The sequence below is a fragment of the Sphingomonas sp. GW821-FHT03E12 genome (assembly GCF_059420685.1).
The window spans coordinates 203,493-221,815 of the sequence record NZ_JBWKUF010000002.1 but is presented as its reverse complement, the minus strand read 5'-3'; the positions used below and the strand labels follow the sequence as shown (position 1 = coordinate 221,815).

The window sequence follows — 18,323 nt, the reverse complement described above, 5'->3', positions numbered from 1 at the left end:
GTCGATATACGAACCATATACGTTTCGTATATTCCAACCATAGCGAGCTGAGTGATGGGTATCGTGAAGATCGGCGAGGAGATGCACGAGGAGGTGCGCCGGGCGAGTACGGTCATGTGCCGCTCGATCAACGCGCAGGCAGAATTCTGGATGAAGATCGGGATGCTCGCCGAAGCCAATCCGGGCCTCTCGTTCAGCGAGATCGTCCGGATGCAGCTTGCGGCCGCCGATGCGCTTCCCGCGGAACGCGAGGCCGCCTGACATGGTGAAGACCCCGGACGAGCTCGCGCTGATGCGCATATCGGGCAAGCTGCTGGCCTCGGTGTTCGAGATGCTCGACGCGCAGCCGCTCGCCGGCATGTCGACGATGCAGGTCAACGATCTGGTCGAGCGCTTCATCACCGTCGACCTCGCCTCCCGCCCCGCGAGCAAGGGGCAATATGGCTTCGAATATGTGCTGAACTGCTCGATCAATCAGGTCGTCTGCCACGGCGTGCCCGATCCCGGCGCGATCATCCGCGACGGCGACATCATCAATCTCGACATCACGCTCGAAAAGAACGGCTTCATCGCCGATTCGAGCAAGACCTACATGGTCGGCAATGTCGCGCCCGCCGCGCGGCGGCTGGTGCGCGTCGCGCAGGAGGCGATGTGGAAGGGCATCGCCCAGGTCCGCCCCGGCGCGCATCTCGGCGACATCGGCTTCGCGATCGAGCGCCATGCGAAGCAGAACGGCTATTCGGTCGTGCGCGACTATTGCGGGCACGGCATCGGCCGCGAGATGCACGAGGAACCCTCCGTGCTCAATTTCGGACGGCCGGGAACGGGCATGCAACTGCGCGAGGGGATGGTCTTCACCGTCGAGCCGATGATCAACCAGGGCAGCCGCAAGGTCTCGACGCTGGACGATGAATGGACCGTCGTGACCCATGACGGAAAGCTGTCCGCCCAGTTCGAACATACCGTCGCGGTCACCGCGACCGGCGTCGAGATCCTGACCCTGCGCCGCGACGAGACGCCCCAGCTCCCGAAACCCGCCGCCGCTCGTCCAGCAGGACCAAGGCAGGGTTCAAGGGCGTGATTTTGCCTGCTCAGGCGGGTTTGCAATACACCAGGCCGCGTCGAATTCCTTATCGGCAGTCGCAAGCCATGCTTGCCGCGTGGCTTCGGGAACCGAAGTCGCACGCTCGGCTATCTTGCTGATATAGGACAGGCAGAAAGAAGACGCAGGGCTACCGCCCACACAACCATCCAATGCGCCCAGGACGGGGGCTGGAAGCCCCATAAGAGCCTCAACGCCAAGATTATCATATTCGGCGCGAAGCAGTTCGTAACGATAGTGATCCAGCGCTGAGATCAGAGCGATGTCTCCCGGTGAGAGGCGCTTGAACGAAGCTGCACCACAGGCTTGCTGGGTGAGATGGTCATCATCCGCTTCAGCGGCTGGATTGAGCCGGGTTCGATCATATAGGCGCCCCGCGACTCCCTGCACATCGTTGGCGTCCGCGGCGGTCGACCAGAATAGCGAGGACACCGCCCCAACCGCAGGCGGACCGATCATGGCACCAGCGATCAGGCAGGTTGCCGCAATGGTCACTCGCTTCACTGCACGCCCCCCAAAGTCGCTGCCCGGAAACAGCAGCCCGCCTTTCTGACGGCCGCTAGCGCCAGCTCACCTTGTCGCCCGGCGAGATGCCCAGCTCTGCCGCCTTACCCCCGAGTATCTCGAGCACCGCCGAAACCGGCTCGCCCGAGCGGACCTGGTCCTCGGACAGCGGCACCGTATTCTCCGCGATGCGCGCAATCGAGCCGTCGGGGCGGATGAAGATGATGTCGAGCGCGGTCGGCGTGTCCTTCATCCAGAAGCTCGCCTCGCGCGGGCCGCTGCCGTCGGCGGGATAGGGCGCAAACAACATGCCGCCATCGGCCGGGATGTCGGTGCGGTACATCAGGCCCTGCTGCTGCTCGGCCGGGGTGCGCGCGACATCGACCTTGAAGACGTGCTTCGTCCCGCCGCTTTCGACCGTGACGATCGCCTTCGCTGCCTGCTGAGCTGCGGCGGAAGCGTTCCCCGCCTCGCCGCCCTTGCAGCCTGAAACCAGCGCCAGTGCAGCGAGCGCCAGCAGCGGCGCACCGAAAACCGGGCCCAAAACCGGACTAGTCCGCCGGCTCCACGACGACCGCGAGCGGCCCCTTGTCGCCTTCGACGATGCGGGCACGAAGCGGCTGATCGGGTTCAACGTCATAAATCTCCGCCCGGCGAAGTGTTTCCATATGCACGAATATATCGGCGGAATCGCCCTCGCGCACCAGAAAGCCATACCCCTTGAGCCGGTTGAACCATTTGACCGTCACCGGCTCGAACGGACCGGCGGATTCGATCAGTTGCAGCCGGTCGGCACGGTCGCCGCCGCCGTTGCGGGACTTGGGCGGTTCGACCGCATCGGTCAAATCGATTGACAGGATCTCCCGCGCCTGAAGCCCGCGCTCACGCCGCACCACCGTGCATTCGACGCGCGCACCCTCAGGCAGGCTACGGCGGCCATGCGGCTGAAGCACCGAAAAATGAATAAGGATATCGCCGACCGCCGCATCATCGGCGACCAGGAATCCGAAACCACGAGTCACGTCGAACCATTTGACCGTGCCCGAATATTGCTCCCCCGAACAATCTTCGCTGTCCACGACGGCATCGCCAACAGGCAACACCGCGCTGGCCGGCACGGGCACAAATTCGTTCGACGCTCGTTGCGGGTCGATACGCATCCAGACACTTCCCCCTGACCGGCAACATTAACACAGCATTTCCGGCAGATGCGAATCCTTTGTTACTAATCCTCGCCAAGCAACGTTTCGACGCTTTCACCGGGTTTCATCCGTGCGATTTTCCAGGCCAGTTCGGGAGAATGACCGGCGCGCACCATCGCCGCCACCTGCTTGGCGCGCTTGTCCCGGTCGGCTTCCACATCGGCGAAGGGACCGATCCGGCGCTTGCGCGCAAACGCGATGGCAGTCTCGCCAGCGCGGTCCGCGACCATCGGCGCCACCGCATCCGCGTCCCGTTCCTGAACACCCGCATGGCGAAGCGCGTCGTTCACGCGCCGCGCGCCGAGTCCCCGCCGCGTCATCGCCAAAGCCTTTGATTCGGCGTAGATTCGATCGTTGACGTAGCCCAATTCGGCGAACCGTTCCGCAATCGCGACGGGGTCCGCAGGCGCGCCTTCCCACCCCCGCTCCCGCACCTTGCGCGCCAGGTAAACCGCCAGTTTTCCGCGGGTCGTCGCGAAACGCTCGACATAGCGCAGCGCCAGCCGCTCCAGCGCAGCGGGGTCGAGCGGGGGCGGAGAGCGGCGTCCAGGGCGGGTATCACAGCGCATGCGCCTTGTTTGTGCCACAGTACCAACCGAATTTGAACGCCAGTGCGTAGCAGGGCGATCCGCATTTCTGATGTGGAGCCAGAGTCAATGAATTGACCGGCGGCCTGCCACGATCAGGGGCACGGATTTAGGATATGGTTTTGGACGTCAAGAACATGGTCGATGCAGGCGGCGCAGCGCTGCTTCCGACCCCGACCGAAGATGCACTCCCCCGCCGGCTCGCGGATTTCGCGACGCTCGGCGATGCGCTCGACTATGCCGCAGAAGGGCAGCGCGGACTCAATTTCCACGATGCGCGCGGGACGCTGACCCGCCCCTATCCGTTCCGCGAGATGCGCACGGACGCGCTGGCGCAGGCGCGCCGTCTGATCGCGGCCGGCGTGAAGCCGGAGGACCGGATCGCCCTGATTGCCGAGACGGGTGCCGATTTCGCGGCGCTCTTCTTCGGCGTCATCTATGCCGGCGCCTGGCCGGTGCCGCTGCCGCTGCCCACCAGCTTCGGGGGCAGCCAGCACTATATCGACCAGCTCGCCGTCCAGCTCGACAGCTGCGATCCCAAGATGCTGTTCTACCCGGCAGAACTGTCGGCGATGGCGGGCGAGGCCGCGCGCCTCAAGGGCGTCGAGGGCATCGACTGGGAGAGCTTCACGCAGCGCGCCGCGCCCGAAGCCGAACTGCCCCAGGCGAAGACCGACGACATCGCCTATCTCCAGTACAGCAGCGGCTCGACGCGCTTCCCGCACGGCGTCGCGATCACCCACCACGCGCTGCTCAACAACCTGTCGGCGCACAGCCACGGCATGAAGCTGCAGGAAAGCGACCGCTGCGTCTCGTGGCTGCCCTGGTATCACGATATGGGCCTGGTCGGCTGCTTCCTCTCGGTCGTCGCCAATCAGGTTTCCACCGATTACCTCAAGACCGAGGATTTTGCCCGCCGCCCGCTGGCCTGGCTCGACCTCATCACCCGCAATCAGGGCACGACCCTCTCCTATTCGCCGACCTTCGGCTACGACATCTGCGCACGCCGCATGTCGAGCCAGACCAAGGCAGCCGAACGTTTCGACCTGTCGCGCTGGCGCGTCGCCGGCAATGGGGCGGACATGATCCGTCCCGACGTGATGCAGGCATTCGTCGATGCCTTTGCCGATGCGGGGTTCAAGGCCAGCGCCTTCCTGCCCAGCTACGGGCTTGCCGAAGCGACGCTGGCCGTCTCGATCATGCCCCCGGGCGAGGGGATCGTGGTCGAACTGGTCGAGGAAACCCAGCTTTCGGGCGGCGCACATGGCGCAGACCGGCCGCAGCGCTTCCGCGCGATCGTCAATTGCGGCAAGCCGGTCAAGGACATGGACGTCGAGATCCGCGAGGAGGACGGCACCCCCTTGCCCGAGCGCGCGATCGGCAAGGTCTGGTGCCGCGGCCCCAGCGTGATGGTCGGCTATTTCCGCGATCAGGCATCGACCGACGCCTGCATGCAGGACGGCTGGCTCGACACCGGCGACATGGGCTACATGTCCGACGGCTACATCTATATCGTCGGCCGGGCGAAGGACATGATCATCGTCAACGGCCGCAACCACTGGCCGCAGGACATCGAATGGGCGGTCGAACAGCTCCCGGGCTTCAAGCAGGGCGATATCGCCGCCTTCGCGATCACCACGCCGGGCGGTGAGGAAACCCCCGCCGTGCTGGTCCAGTGCCGCACCAGCGACGAAGCCGAGCGCGTCAAGCTGCGTGAGGAAATCCGCGAGCGCGTGCGCACCGTCACCGGCATGAACTGTGTGATCGAACTGATCCCGCCGCGCACGCTGCCGCGCACCAGCTCGGGCAAGCTGTCGCGTGCCAAGGCACGCAACCTCTACCTCAACGGCGAGATCAAGCCCTACAGCATCGCCGCCTGAGTTTTTTCGGAAGTCGGCGCCAGCCCGCAGCATTCACACAGACTCCGGAACGGCGGAAAAATTTCGCCGTTCCGTGCGGCACCTAACCTCTCGCTAACCCAATCCGGTTATGCGTGAGGGCGTGACGAGCCAGACGACCTCTCAATTCGCGAGACCGCGCATCGATGTGCGCGCGTTGCTCGGTTTGTATGACCCCGCGGACACCACCGACTGGGGCCCGATTCGCGCAGCGCAGATGAACGCCGGCAGTCAGCTCGCGCTGTTCATGCTGGCCGCGAACGTGGTCGGCGCCGCGCTGGTCACGCTCAATTTCGCCGCGAATTTCCCGGTGTGGAAGCTCGCAAGCTGGAGCGCACTGGTCGCCGCCGTCGGCGTGACCGTCGCGTTCCGCCGCCTGGCGGTGCGCCACCGCACCGAACGGACCGCAAGCCTCAAGGACGTGCGCGAAACCGCACTCGACGGAATCTCGCTCGGCGCGGTCTGGTCGATCGCGCCGCTGTTCTTCGGCCCCTCTGCCAATGCCGATCAGGCCGCAGCGCTCTGGATCATCCTGTCGATCCTGATGGCCGCCTCAGCGGTCGCAATGGCCGCGCTGCCGCTTGCGACGATCGCCTTTCTTGCCGTGCTCGGCGGCTCTGCCGCGATCTCGCTCGCGCTCACGACCGCACCCGCGCTCGGCGCCGCGTCGATGCTGTTCACCGCGCTGCTCATCATCGCCTGCTTCTCCCGCGGCAAGGCGCTGGTGGTGATCCGTGCGAACGAGATCGCGCTTGCCGAACGCGACGAGACCGTCAGCCTGCTGCTGCGCGAGTTCGAGGACAAGGGTTCCGACTGGCTGTGGGAGACCGACGCACAGCGCCGCGTGGTGCGTGCCAATCCGCGCTTCGCGGTCTCGCTCGGCGTCGATCCCAAGGCGATCAACGGAATGCCCTTCCTCCAGGTGCTGGCCGGCACCGCATGGGAGAGCGGCAATTTCTCGCAAGGGCTGCGCGAGATGGCCGAGCGGCTCAAGCTGCGCGAGCCGTTCCGCGACCTGCTGCTTCCCGTCTATGTCGACGGGGTCGAGCGCTGGTGGGAGATGACCGGATCGCCGCGGTTCAACGAGGAAGGCGGCTATGTCGGCTTCCGCGGCGTCGGCTCCGACGTGACCGAAGCCCGCAAGTCGGCCGACCAGATCAGCCGAATGGCGCGCTACGATCCGCTGACCGGGCTGCCCAACCGTCTGCTGATCAACGAAGCGCTGAGCGTGGCGATGGCAGAGGCCGAGAAATGGGGCTCGCGCTGCGCCTTCATGATGATCGATCTCGATCGCTTCAAGGCAGTGAACGACACGCTCGGCCATCCGGTCGGCGACCGGTTGCTGATGCGCGTATCGGAGCGGCTCAAGCAGCTGATGACGGCCAACGACGTGATTGGGCGGCTTGGGGGTGACGAGTTCGCGGTGGTTGTACGGGACGCGACCGACAGCGCCGCGGTCGAACGGCTCGCGCACACGATCATCGACGTGCTCTCGCAACCCTATGACGTCGACCAGCACACATTGTTCATCGGTGCCAGCGTCGGCCTCGCGATCGGCCCGCGCGACGGGCGGACCGCAGAGATGCTGATCCGTTCGGCCGATCTCGCGCTCTACCGCTCCAAGGACGCAGGCGGCGGCGTCTATCACGCCTATGAGCCCGAACTGCACGTCCAGGCCGAGGAACGCCGGGTGCTCGAAATGGCGCTGCGCGGCGCGCTCGAGAATGACGAGTTCCACCTTCTCTATCAGCCGGTGGTGCAGGCGGGCAGCGGCACGCTGACCGGGTTCGAGGCGCTGCTGCGCTGGACCCATCCCGAGTTCGGCAACATCTCCCCCGTCAAGTTCGTGCCGCTGGCCGAGGAAGCGCGCCTGATCGCGCCGATCGGCGAATGGGTGCTGCGCACCGCCTGCATCGAGGCGGCGAAGTGGGACGACCCGATCCGCGTCGCGGTGAATGTCAGCCCCGACCAGCTCCACAACCCGGCCTTCGCCTCGTTCGTCGCCGCCGCACTGCGCGACAGCGGGCTGCGCCCCGACCGGCTCGAGCTCGAAGTGACCGAAAGCGTGTTCATGCGTGAGGGGACCGCGGCGGTCCGCACGCTGGAGGCGATCCTCGACATGGGCGTCCGCCTCAGCCTCGACGATTTCGGCACCGGCTATTCCTCGCTCGGCTATCTCAGCCGCACCCGCTTCTCGTCGATCAAGGTCGACCGCAGCTTCGTTCAGGGCGCATCCAAGGGCAGCAAGGAAGCGATCGCGATCATCCGCGCCGTCGTCGCGCTCGCCGACAGTCTGGGCATGGCGACCACCGCCGAGGGCGTCGAGACCGAGGACGAACACCGGCTGGTCCAGGCGCTGGGCTGCACCAAGGTGCAGGGCTATTATTTCGGCCGCCCGCTCCCCGTCGTCGAAGCCCGCGGCCTCGCCATCCGTGGCGACAGCAGCGGTGCCAGCGTCGCCGCCTGAACCTCCGGCACATCATCAGAACAATGACAGCGCGACGCCGCGGCGCCCTTCGTCAGGGCTAGGCTGCCGCCGAGCGCGCGGTTTGTGAGGCAGCCGCACGGTGCCGCGCCTCAGGCACAGCCAGCCCCGCCCATGCCTCGACCCAGCCGGCCGGGTCTGCGGCGGAGGCTTGCCGCTGGATCAGCACATTGCGCCTGTAGTCGGCGATCGGCCTCGGCATCCCGACCAGATAGCCCTGGATCTTGTCACATCCCTCGGCCAGCAAGAGCTGCATCTGCGCTTCGGTCTCGACGCCCTCGGCGATGATCGACATCCCAAGCCCCTTGCCCAGCCCGATCACCGCCCGGACGATCGCGAGCGATTCACGGCTGACCGTCACCTGCTCGATGAACGACCGGTCGATCTTGACCTCGTCGAACGGGAAAGCGCGGAAATAGGCGAGCGAGGAAAAGCCGGTGCCGAAATCGTCCATTGCGATCCCGACGCCGAGCGCCTTCACCCGGCGGAGCGCCGCCAGCGTCCCGTCCGGATCGCCGACCAGCAGCCCTTCGGTTACTTCGAGGTCGAGCCGGCGCGGATCGAGCTTCGCGCTCGCCAGCGCCGACGCGATCACCTCGGTGATATTGGTCTGCGCGATCTGCGCCGGCGAGAGGTTGACCGACAGCTTGAGCGGCTGGCGCCAGCGCCCCGCCTCGCGGCAGGCGCTGCGCAGCACCCATTCGCCGATCGGCACGATCATCCCGCCATCCTCCGCAAGCGGGATGAACTCGGCGGGCGGGATCTCGCCATGTTCGGGATGGGTCCAGCGCAGCAGCGCCTCGAACCCGATCACCGCGCCGGTGACCAGGCAGGCAAAGGGCTGGTAGACGAGACTCAGCTCGCCCCGCTGAAGCGCGAACTGCAGATCGTGCTCCAGTTCCAGCCGCCGTACCAGCTGTGCGTCCATAGTGGCGTCGAAGAAGCGCATCGTGCCACGCCCATGCGCCTTGGCCCGATAGAGGGCGAGGTCCGCCTTGGTATGCAGATCCTCCGCTGTGGCCGCGTGGTCGGGGTGGATCGCTATGCCGATGCTGGCCCCGGTGCGGATCGATCGCCCCGCGACCTGCATCGGCACCGCCAGCGCATCGAGAATCCGCCGCGCGAGCGACGCCGCGCGGTGCGGCTGGTCCCCACCGGGCTGGACGATGGCGAACTCGTCGCCGCCAAGCCGCGCCAGCGCCTCGTTCCCGGTCATGCACTCCCGGATGCGCCGCGTCACCTCGACCAGCAGCGCATCGCCCGTGCCGTGACCATGGATGTCGTTGACCGCCTTGAACCGGTCGAGGTCCAGGCAGAGCAAGGCGACCGGCGCCTGCTCGGTCGAGCGGGTCAGTGCATCGGCGAGCAGATGATTGAGGCTCAGCCGGTTCGCCGCACCGGTCAGCGGGTCGTGCGCGGCGAGATGCGCGATCCGCGCCGCCGCCGCGGTCTTTTCGGACACGTCGCGCAACACCACGAAGTCGCGATCGACGCCCAGCAGCTGACCGCGCCGGAACGCCATTTCGACATCGATCCGCTCGCCGTCGCGGGCGCGCAACAGGGTGTGGAAGAAGCCAGGCCCGTACCGCTGCGGCGCATCGCCGGACAGATCAGGCAGCAGTTCCGCCAGGTTCAGCCCCTCGGGCGGGTGGACCGGATCATAGCCCGCCAGCACCCAGAAGGTACTGTTGGCATCGACGATCACATCGTTCTCCAGGATCGCCAGCGCCTCCAGCGCGCTTTCGCTGAAGCTCTTGAGGCGATCTGTCTCGTGCCGGGCGTGGCTCGCGATCCGCGCTTCGGCCATCGCCGTCACCAGCCCGACCCCCAGGATCGCCGCTGCCAGCGTCGCGATCAGCAATGCCAGCGTCCCCGATTCGATCGTGCTCGGATCGATCGTCAGCCCCGATTCGGGGTAGATCGTCACCGCCGCCATCGCACCGAAATGGATGGCGCAGATCGCCAGCACCAGCCCCAGCGCCGGCAGGATCGGGATTCGCCGCCAGCGCAGCTTGGCGAGATGGAATCCGGCATAGCTGAACACGATCCCGACCGCGACGGAGCCGGCGATCATCGCGCCGTCATAGGTAATGCGCCCGGTGGTCTGGAGCGCGGTCATCCCGGTCTTGTGCATCGCCGCGACGCCGATCGCGAATACCGCCGGCGCGGCCCAGCGCCAGATCGCGCTCCTTGCGAAGAAGGCGCGCCAGGCCAGGCTCGACGCCAGCACCCCGACGCCGATCGACAGGACCGTGCGCAACGGATCATAGGCGGTGGGCAAATGCGGCTGATAGGCGAGCATCGCGATGAAATGCGTCGCCCAGATCCCGCCGCCGGAGACGAAGCCGAGTGCCGCGAGCCAGCGCAGGCGCCGCTTCGCGCGCATCTCACCGATCTGGGCCGCGAGCAGGAACGCGGTCACCATCGACAACAGGCAGACAATCCCCGCCACAAGGACGAGTCCGAAGTCATGCTCCGTCGTCAAGCAGGAAAGCACACGCAGCACGGCCCCTCCCCAAAAGACGGAGAAATAGTATCATGTCGTTATCAAGCCATGAAGACCCGATCTGGACTAGGGGCGTAATCTTTAGCTTCGGACCCTCTTGTTCGCGCGTATAGTAAATCATCTCGAAACCAAAGATGCCCGACACACTCCAAATCGTGCGGAAGCGGCGATGCATCCGCAAGATGCAGCTCAAGGCGCGTTGCTTTTGCCGCGCGGGCTTGTCACGCTTGACCTTTCCTCCACCGGAGACCGTCATGCGCCTTGCCCTGATCGCCGCCCTGCTCGCGTCCACTGCCCCCGCGCTCGCGCATGACGATGCGCCGCAGCCGCGCGCCGAATCGTCGAAGCCGGTGCCCAGGGAAGAGCTGCTCAAGCCGCCCGCGGACGCGGTGCACTATGTGGTGGTCTCCGAAGCGGGCAAGCATGGCGACCAATGGCGCTGGCAGCTGCCCGATGGCCGCACCGCCTATCGCTGGTCGCAGGAGCTTCGCGGCTGGATCACCGAGATGGACCAGGTGAGCAGCATCGCGCCCGACGGCACGATCACAGCCCTCACCGTTCGCGGCGTGACCATGTCGGGCGACGCCGCCGAGACGTTCCGCGTCGAGAATGGGCGCGCGATCTGGAAGACCGCGACCGATTCGGGCGAGGCGCCCGCACGCGGCTGGTACATCCCCGCGGGCGGCGTCGGCATCGCCGGTGCGCCGATGATCGACAAGCTCGCGGCGGCGGGTGACGCCGGTCTTGATTTCCTGCCAAGCGGCAAGGGTCGGCTGACCTTCGGCCAGACGCTCACCATCAACGGTCCTGCCGGGCCGAAGAAGGTCCAGCTCGCCTTCATCCGGGGCATGCTGCCCTCGCCGGATCCCGTCTGGCTCGACGAGAACAAGCGATTCTTCGCCAATATCGGCCATATCTCGGTGATGCCGGCGGGCTATGAGGGCGCGCTCAGGCAGCTGCGCGACGCGCAGGACGCCGCGACCGCCGCCGAGCTCAAGGCGATCGCGCAGCGCTTCCTGACCCCGGCCGCCAAGGCACCGGTGCTGTTCGACAATGTCCGGCTGTTCGACGCCGACAAGGGCATGTTCCTCGCCGATCGCGCGGTTCTCGCCCGCGACGGCAAGATCGTTGCGATCGGTGCCGCCGGTTCGGTCAAGGCCCCCGCCGGCGCCCGCACGATCGATGGCCGCGGCAAGACGCTCGTCCCCGGCATCTGGGACAGCCACCTGCATATCGGCGACGACTGGAACGTCCTCGCCAATGTCGCCAACGGCATCACCAGCTTCCGCAGCCCTGGCACGACCTTCGACCGCGCGGTGGACGCCACCAAGCGCCGTGCCGCGGGCACGCTGCTGATGGGTGAGCCCTTCATCTCCGCGATCATCGACAAGAAGGACCCGCTCGCAGCACAGGGTGCCGAGGTGGTGAGCAGCGAGGCAGAGGCGATCGCCGCGGTCCGCCGGATCAAGGCCGCCGGCCTGTGGGGCGTCAAATTCTACACCTCGATGAATCCCGCCTGGATCGCCCCCGCGGCAGCCGAGGCCCACAAGCTCGGCTTGCACGTCCACGGCCATGTCCCGGCGACGATGAAGCCAAGCGAGGCGGTGGCCGCGGGCTATGACGAGCTGACCCATCTCAACTTCGTCGTGATGGAATCGATGCCGCGCGCAGTGATCGACAAGGCCAATACCCGCCAGCGGATGGAAGGCCCGGCGCGCTACTTCAAGGATGTCGACCTGAACGGCCCGCTGATGACCGGCTTCGTCGCCGATCTCGCGAAGCGCAAGACGATCGTCGACCCCACCATCGTCATCTTCGAGGGCTTTCTGACACAGGACGGCGGCAAGCCCCACCCCGCCTATGCGCCCTATATGGGCATCGTCTCTCCGGTGATCGAGCGTTCCGCCTTCACCAGCGGCGGCTATCCGCTGGTCGAGGGGCTGACGCGCGACGATTACCGCAAAAGCTATGCGAAGATGGTCCAGCTGGTCGGCAAGCTGCACAAGGCCGGCGTGCCGATCGTCGCCGGAACCGATGGCTGGGGCATCGAGCTGATCCGCGAGCTCGAAATCTACCAGCAGGCCGGCTTCACCCCGGCCGAGGCGTTGCAGAGCGCGACGATCGTGCCTGCGCGCATCGTCGGCGCCGACAAGCGCACCGGATCGATTGCCGTCGGCAAGGAGGCCGACATGGTCCTGGTCGATGGCGATCCCTCGACCGAGATCGGTGCGCTCCGCCGCGTCGTGACGGTAGTCAGCGACGGCTATGTCATGGACGGCGACGCACTGCGCGAGGCGGCGGGCTATAGCGGCCGGCCGAAATAGGGGCCGTGCGCCGGCGGGCGTGCAACGCCGGAATCGCTTCGGCTAGGCCGGCCTAGATCTTTCCCAGGTTCTTGCGGGCCGAAAACCGCTTCATTGCCGTCAGCGCACGCCGGACCCGTTCAGATACGGATGCGTCGCGAAACCTCACCGGACCGGTCGCGGGTGGATATCCGCGCGAACGTCCGGCCTGCCATGGCGGGTCGAGCAGCAGCGTCAGCAAGGTGAGGGACGACCTGAGGCCGGGCCGGCGCAACTGGACGATACGGCGCCGAAGCTGAAGCCCCGTCCAGACGGGACGCTTCGGCGCCGGCACCGGCGCGCCGAACAGCAGCTCGAGCGTCGCCAGCTGCACATCGAGTGCATTTCGCGGGTATCCGCGGGGGAAATATGCTGCGAGCCGCTCCCAGTCGATGCCTGCGGGTGCCCGTGCGAGTTCCACGATGTCGAGCAGATGCCTGAGATCCATCAGACCTCGCCAATAGTCGCGATCCTGCAGCTGATCGTGGAGGACGAGGATCAGCGCCTGCGACGTCGGCGACGGAAGCCAGGCGCTCGCCATGCCAAGTCTCACCTCTGAACAATCGCCGGCCAGATCGTCATAATCGAAGCCGGGATATCGCGTCTTGGTCCGGCAATGCAGATCGATCATCCCCACGTCCTGGGCGCGGCAGAGGTTCATGGGCGCGAACGGGCCGTCTTCGTGCCCGTACAATCGATAGCCGATCGCCTCGAGACGCTCCCGCGCCATCGCCATCGACCGCGCCGGAACCATGACATCGAGGTCCGACAGGATCCGCGCGCCATAGCCGGGGGTCGCCGTGCTGAGCATGGCCGCCCCCTTGAGCAGGATCGGCCGGATGCCGGCGATGTCCAGAGATGCGGCCGCCTCTTCAAGCTGCCGTTTCAGCCGGGTGTTTCGTTCCAGCGCCCGCTCCTGGATCGTTCCGAGAAATGCCTGCACCTCTTCCGGAGCGCGGTCTCCGACCCGCGCGGCGAGGACGCCGGTCACCAGCGCCTGGTTCGCGGCCGCGAGCAGGGTCGCCCAGTCGATGTCCGCCGGCACCTCGCCTGCCAGACATGCGAGCAAGGCCGCGAGCGGCTCGACGTCAATCCTCGGCACAGATCACCGCCAGAGCGTCGATCGCGGCGTCGAGATCGGAATAGATCAGGTCGAAGCAGCGTGCCCCTTCGACCAGCGCGATCAGGGCCCGCATTTCGTCGATGGTCGCGGCGCCCGCGCTGGAATGTGCCTCGCCCATGAGCTGAACGAGCGCTCCGACAGGATCGAGCGTCCGAAGTTCGGGCCCTGCACCGGCAACTCTGTGCAGGTGCACGATCCATCCGCTATCCATCCACGCGCTCCGCGGGGGCCGGGGCACAGCAAGATAGCGCACCGGGACGTCATCGAGCCGCATGTGAACCGGTAAGGCCGCGATATCCGCGCAATGGCGATCCAGAAGCGGCCACGCCCCCTTCTTGATGGCGGGCGGAAAGGGTACGCCTTGCACCCGGCCGTCAGTACCCAGCAGCGTGATGTCGTCCGACACATAGTCGAAGCCCGATCGCGAAAGCGCGACCGTGAGCGTGGTCTTCCCCGCCCCGGGCGGCCCGCTCAACAGCAAGGCTCTGTTGCGATGTCCAAGGCAGGCAGTGTGCAGCGCGATATTCGGCGGCGCCGCCGCAAGCACCTCTTCGACGAGCAGCGCCTTGACGAAGGGGGCCGTCTGGCTGGCACCGATCACCGAAGCCGGGGCCCCGTTGCGGGACACAAAGGTCAGCCCGTCCGCTTCAATGACTTCTATACGGATTGCGGGCCTGCCGGCCGGGCGGGCCAGATGCGAGAATATCGGCGATATCCGCCCGCATTGGTCGATATTCGCATAGCGGATCGCAGCATCAACGCCGGCGATATGAAGATGCTGCTCCCGGCATCGGGGGGCATCGGACGCGGAGGGGATTGCCCGCACGATATTCTGCGCTGACCATTGGCAGAGCAGGTCCAGCACGGAGCCATCCGCGACGTCGCCGTCAAATCCATGGCGTGTCAGTGCCGCCGTCAGCGCGGCGAATGTGTTCCCTTCCTGCAGCATCGATGCCAGCAGCGCCGCCGTCGGATTGAGTTTGTAGAGCTTTTCGTTGCGGGTGGAGAAGAGCAGCGGGTGCCCATCCAGCGAAAGCGGATGGACACCTTCCGAAAGCTTGAAGAGGGCCGGCTCGGAAATATCCGCCTTGGCGAATTGGGGCGAACCAGGCTCCATGTCATTTCCGATAGTCTGTAAATATATTCACGATGTCATGAAGACTTCCATGGTCAAGCTATCGATAGTTTCGGCCGTATCTTTCGATATATTCGTGTAAACGCATATCGCGAGAGTCGCATTACGACTTTCCCTCAGCTTCCCTCAATTTTCTGCGTCAGATCATAGCCAGAACAATTGTTTCAAGCATAGGAGGTAACCCCTTTTTCCGCAGGCCGGCGAAGATCAACTGGAATATATTCCAGCGGCGTTGAGGAGAGGGATTCCAGGATGGAAAATTCAGACGAAAGGCTCGCAGCAAGCGACGACGATCGTCGAGACTTTCTGAAATCGTGCGGCCGCTTCGCCTTGACGGTCCCGCCGGTGATGACCGTGCTTCTGTCGACGTCGCTCAGCTCGGCAGCAATCGCCAAATCGACCGGTGGCGGTGGCGGTGGCGGTGGTCATGGCAAGGGTCACGGCAATAACGGCGTAGGAAACGGCCCCGATCCTCAGCCGCCGGGGAATCCGCCGATCAACGATGGCCCGGGCACCGGCCCCGGCGCGCCCGGCAATCGCGGCGGTCCGAAACGGACCAGGCTGATCTGAGCCGGACCAGGGTCCCGGCGTTGCCGATGCAGCCAAGGAAGCCTGCACGGCCTTGCTGCCGGACCGCGGCCGACCCGATTCGGCTCTGATCGCCCGAACCAAAAAGGCCGGAGCTCTCGCCCCGGCCTTTCGTATTCCATGATCGTATCGGCGTCTTACTTCGACCGTTCCACCTGGTCGAAGTCCAGTTCCACCGGGGTCGCACGGCCGAAGATCGACACGCTGACCTTGACCTTCGACTTGTCGAAATCGAGTTCCTCGACCACGCCGTTGAAGCTCGCGAAGGGGCCTTCCAGCACCTTGACCGCGTCGCCGATCTCGTAATCGACCTTGATCTGCGTCTTGGGCGCGGCGGCGGCTTCCTCCTTGGTGTTGAGGATGCGCGCGGCCTCGGCCTCGCTGATCGGCTGGGGCTTGCCCGAGCTGCCGAGGAAGCCGGTGACCTTGGGCGTGTTCTTGACGAGGTGATAGACGTCGTCGTTCATCGCCAGCTTGGCGAGGACATAGCCGGGGAAGAATTTCCGCTCCGACTGCACCTTCTTGCCGCGGCGGACCTCGGTCACGGTCTCGACCGGGACCTCGACCGCCTCGACCAGCGCGTCGAGGCCCAGCCGCGTCGCGTCGGACAGGATCTGGTCCCGGACCTTGTTCTCGAAGCCCGAATAGGCGTGAATGATGTACCAGCGCGCCATTGTCGTTCCGTTCTTTGGCTCTTGTTACGCGGCGAGGCCGAGCAGGTAGTTCACGATCGCGCCGAACATGCGGTCGACGCCGAAGAAGAAGATGCCCAGCAGCGACGCCATGATGAACACCATCACGGCGGTCATGACGGTTTCCTTGCGGGTCGGCCAGACGACCTTCTTGGTCTCTGCCTGAACCTGGCGCATGAATTCGAGCGGACTGGTCTTGGCCACCTGTTGCCTCGCAAATTGGTTGCCCGGCTTCGGGACAGGTTCCGCCGCCCGGCCCCTTCTGGAGAGACCCGGCGAACACCCATCACGCTGTCGGATTGGGGCTGGTATCTAGCGACTTGGGGACGGCGGGGCAAGAGCCGTGATACCCGCATGGCGGAGCCGCGATTCGCCAACGCAAACGGGCGCCCCAAGGGAGCGCCCGCTGCCGGCATTCCCGATGGCCGGGCTAGGGGCTGTCGGGATCGTCGTCGCCGCTCGCGAGCTCGACGATGCCCCAGATCATCAACCCGGCGACGATCGCGCCGATCACATAGATTCCTGCGCCAGCCCCGCTCTGCGCGTTGCTCGCGCCGGCTGCGGTCGATCCGCGGCTGATTTCGGGTGAATTCGCCAGGCTCAGCGATTGTGCAGGCGATGCCTGCGCCGCGGCGGCCGTCGACAGCGACAGCAATGCGAGCAGAATCGAGAGTGGTTTGAGCATATCCGTCCTCCTTCTACTGGATCCGCGAAGGCCAGCGGCCCGGACACGCCGGATTGCCTTCGGATGCGATCTGTCAGGAGGAGGCTGAACCGCCCGGGCCCGGGCACGTTCCGGCCGGGGCACGTCGAACGGGGCGAATGGCGGGGGATGCGGGGCGAGCCGTTCGCCCGGGCGGCGCAGCTGGCACCGCAAAGACAAAAAAAAATGGCGGCCGAAGCCGCCATTTCCTTCAACCGTAACGGTCGACAGCGACTTAGTTGCTGTCCGAATCGTCACCGAAGATGTTGATCGCGCCGGTGATCTCAAGGATACCAACGATACCGACGATACCGAGAACGATGAACAGCGGGTTCACTGCACCGATCTGCTTGTTCGACTCCGCATCAACGGTCGCGGCACGCGCCGGAGCGTTCTTCAGGCTGAGCGACTGCGCCGCCGAAGCATGAGCGACACCGCTCAGAGCCATCGTCGAAGCTGCAACCGCAAGGGCAATCTTCTTAAACACGTTATTTCCCCTTCGATATGCGCAAAGGCAATTGCTCGCTAGGCAAGTTTTCCAGATTTCGCAAGCGCAATAATTTCCAACACCACGCAGAAAATCGCTGGAAATGTAATGGAATATTCACATTGGGTAGTATTGTGGATGCAGTTAGCGTGAACAGTATTGCCGCTCCGCCGCGCTGCGCCACACGCTAGACCAGCGCCACCACCGCAAACCCGCCGATCAGCGCCGCCAGCACGAGCCAGCCGATCAGGTTGAGCCGCTCCTCCAGAACCTTCTGCACCGGCTCGCCATATTTCTTCAGCAGGAATGCGACGAGGAAGAATCGGGCGCCGCGGGTAATGGTGCAGAGCAAAATGAAGATGCCGAGCGGATAGTGCGAAAGGCCACTGGCGATCGTCACCAGTTTGAATGGAATCGGGGTCAGCCCCTTCACCAGAATCAGCGCCGCGCCGTATTTCTGATACGCCGCGGTGAAATCCTCGAACGCGCCGTGGCGGAAGAATTCGAGTACCTGGTGCGCGAAGCCGGTGAGAAAATAGCCGATCGCATAGCCGAACAGCCCGCCCAGCACCGACGCGGCCGTACAGATCGCCGCGATCCGGTATGCCTGGTCACGCCGCGCCAGCACCATCGGCACCAGCATCACGTCGGGCGGGATCGGAAAGAAGCTCGATTCGGCGAACGACACCGTCGCGAGATAGCGGTCGGCGTGGCGGTGACCGGCAAGCCTGAGCGTCCAGTCGTACAGCGCGCGGAACATGTGGGGGAGATCCTCGGAAAGGATGGCAGGGGAGCTCGGATTCGAACCGAGGGCCTTCGGTTTTGGAGACCGACGCTCTAACCAGCTGAGCTACACCCCTGTGCGGTGCAGCGCTTTAGCCGCGCTTCCCGAACGGGGCAAGAGGCCGAATACAGCCTTTCAGCTTGCCTTTGCCGCCCTCCCCCGCTATGCGCGCCGCCTTCCAGAGC

General features: G+C 65.4%; 18 protein-coding genes and 1 tRNA gene. 6 read left to right on the top strand and 13 right to left on the bottom strand.

Translation table 11 applies throughout. The annotated features are described in order from the left end of the window. The first annotated feature begins 54 nt into the window (after positions 1-54). Both AC07TU_RS06495 and map read left to right on the top strand, forming a co-directional pair. A complete protein-coding gene (locus AC07TU_RS06495; protein ID WP_495187107.1) occupies positions 55-261 on the top strand; it encodes a ParD-like family protein in 207 nt (68 codons plus the stop codon). Position 262: 1 nt separating this feature from the next. Beyond that, a complete protein-coding gene (gene map, locus AC07TU_RS06490) occupies positions 263-1,081 on the top strand; it encodes a type I methionyl aminopeptidase (protein WP_495187106.1) in 819 nt (272 codons plus the stop codon). Here map and AC07TU_RS06485 read toward each other — a convergent pair. The 4 genes from AC07TU_RS06485 to AC07TU_RS06470 form a co-directional block, all read right to left on the bottom strand. Further along, positions 1,070-1,606, bottom strand: coding sequence for a hypothetical protein (locus AC07TU_RS06485; protein WP_495187105.1), 537 nt, complete (start codon positions 1,604-1,606; stop codon positions 1,070-1,072). The genes map and AC07TU_RS06485 overlap by 12 nt on opposite strands. Before the next feature lie 55 nt (positions 1,607-1,661). Further along, positions 1,662-2,150 carry a DUF192 domain-containing protein gene (locus tag AC07TU_RS06480; RefSeq protein WP_495187104.1) on the bottom strand — a complete coding sequence of 163 codons (489 nt, stop codon included), beginning with the start codon at positions 2,148-2,150 and terminating at the stop codon, positions 1,662-1,664. A gap of 7 nt (positions 2,151-2,157) precedes the next feature. Beyond that, the gene (locus AC07TU_RS06475) at positions 2,158-2,766 is read right to left on the bottom strand and encodes a cold-shock protein (RefSeq protein ID WP_495187103.1); all 609 of its coding nucleotides are present in this window, start codon (positions 2,764-2,766) and stop codon (positions 2,158-2,160) included. 65 nt (positions 2,767-2,831) lie between these two features. Continuing rightward, positions 2,832-3,377, bottom strand: a complete 546-nt coding sequence (locus AC07TU_RS06470) for a regulatory protein RecX (protein ID WP_495187102.1) — start codon at positions 3,375-3,377, stop codon at positions 2,832-2,834. Positions 3,378-3,511: 134 nt separating this feature from the next. Here AC07TU_RS06470 and AC07TU_RS06465 point away from each other — a divergent pair, with 134 nt between their 5' ends. Beyond that, positions 3,512-5,275, top strand: a complete 1,764-nt coding sequence (locus AC07TU_RS06465) for a fatty acyl-AMP ligase (protein ID WP_495187101.1) — start codon at positions 3,512-3,514, stop codon at positions 5,273-5,275. A gap of 109 nt (positions 5,276-5,384) precedes the next feature. After that, complete coding sequence (locus tag AC07TU_RS06460) at positions 5,385-7,760, top strand: putative bifunctional diguanylate cyclase/phosphodiesterase (RefSeq protein WP_495187100.1); 2,376 nt, start codon at positions 5,385-5,387, stop codon at positions 7,758-7,760. Positions 7,761-7,818: 58 nt separating this feature from the next. Here the strand turns inward: AC07TU_RS06460 and AC07TU_RS06455 are convergent, their stop codons facing one another. Next, positions 7,819-10,263 (bottom strand): putative bifunctional diguanylate cyclase/phosphodiesterase, encoded by a 2,445-nt coding sequence (locus AC07TU_RS06455; RefSeq protein WP_495187099.1) that lies wholly within the window; start codon positions 10,261-10,263, stop codon positions 7,819-7,821. Positions 10,264-10,538: 275 nt separating this feature from the next. Between AC07TU_RS06455 and AC07TU_RS06450 the strand changes: the two genes are divergently transcribed. Further along, the gene (locus AC07TU_RS06450) at positions 10,539-12,608 is read left to right on the top strand and encodes an amidohydrolase family protein (protein WP_495187098.1); all 2,070 of its coding nucleotides are present in this window, start codon (positions 10,539-10,541) and stop codon (positions 12,606-12,608) included. A gap of 52 nt (positions 12,609-12,660) precedes the next feature. On the opposite strand, the gene AC07TU_RS06445 is transcribed toward AC07TU_RS06450, so the two are convergent. Together AC07TU_RS06445 and AC07TU_RS06440 are read right to left on the bottom strand one after the other, a co-directional pair. Then, positions 12,661-13,671, bottom strand: a complete 1,011-nt coding sequence (locus AC07TU_RS06445; protein ID WP_495187097.1) for a nucleotidyltransferase family protein — start codon at positions 13,669-13,671, stop codon at positions 12,661-12,663. 43 nt (positions 13,672-13,714) lie between these two features. Then, positions 13,715-14,866, bottom strand: a complete 1,152-nt coding sequence (locus tag AC07TU_RS06440; protein WP_495187096.1) for a PqqD family protein — start codon at positions 14,864-14,866, stop codon at positions 13,715-13,717. A 366-nt stretch (positions 14,867-15,232) separates the two neighbouring features. Between AC07TU_RS06440 and AC07TU_RS06435 the strand changes: the two genes are divergently transcribed. Next, positions 15,233-15,454 (top strand): hypothetical protein, encoded by a 222-nt coding sequence (locus AC07TU_RS06435; protein WP_495187095.1) that lies wholly within the window; start codon positions 15,233-15,235, stop codon positions 15,452-15,454. A gap of 155 nt (positions 15,455-15,609) precedes the next feature. On the opposite strand, the gene nusG is transcribed toward AC07TU_RS06435, so the two are convergent. From nusG to AC07TU_RS06405, 6 genes are all read right to left on the bottom strand, one after another. Then, a complete protein-coding gene (gene nusG / locus AC07TU_RS06430; protein ID WP_066576721.1) occupies positions 15,610-16,146 on the bottom strand; it encodes a transcription termination/antitermination protein NusG in 537 nt (178 codons plus the stop codon). A 24-nt stretch (positions 16,147-16,170) separates the two neighbouring features. Beyond that, a complete protein-coding gene (gene secE, locus AC07TU_RS06425; RefSeq protein WP_495187094.1) occupies positions 16,171-16,368 on the bottom strand; it encodes a preprotein translocase subunit SecE in 198 nt (65 codons plus the stop codon). 226 nt (positions 16,369-16,594) lie between these two features. After that, positions 16,595-16,849 carry a hypothetical protein gene (locus AC07TU_RS06420; RefSeq protein WP_495187093.1) on the bottom strand — a complete coding sequence of 85 codons (255 nt, stop codon included), beginning with the start codon at positions 16,847-16,849 and terminating at the stop codon, positions 16,595-16,597. Positions 16,850-17,102: 253 nt separating this feature from the next. After that, on the bottom strand, positions 17,103-17,354 hold the full coding sequence (locus AC07TU_RS06415; protein ID WP_495187092.1) for a hypothetical protein: 252 nt from the start codon (positions 17,352-17,354) through the stop codon (positions 17,103-17,105). A 187-nt stretch (positions 17,355-17,541) separates the two neighbouring features. Next, positions 17,542-18,114, bottom strand: a complete 573-nt coding sequence (locus AC07TU_RS06410) for a YqaA family protein (protein ID WP_495187091.1) — start codon at positions 18,112-18,114, stop codon at positions 17,542-17,544. Between the two features lie 23 nt (positions 18,115-18,137). After that, positions 18,138-18,214 (bottom strand) — tRNA-Trp (locus tag AC07TU_RS06405). Positions 18,215-18,323 lie beyond the last annotated feature (109 nt).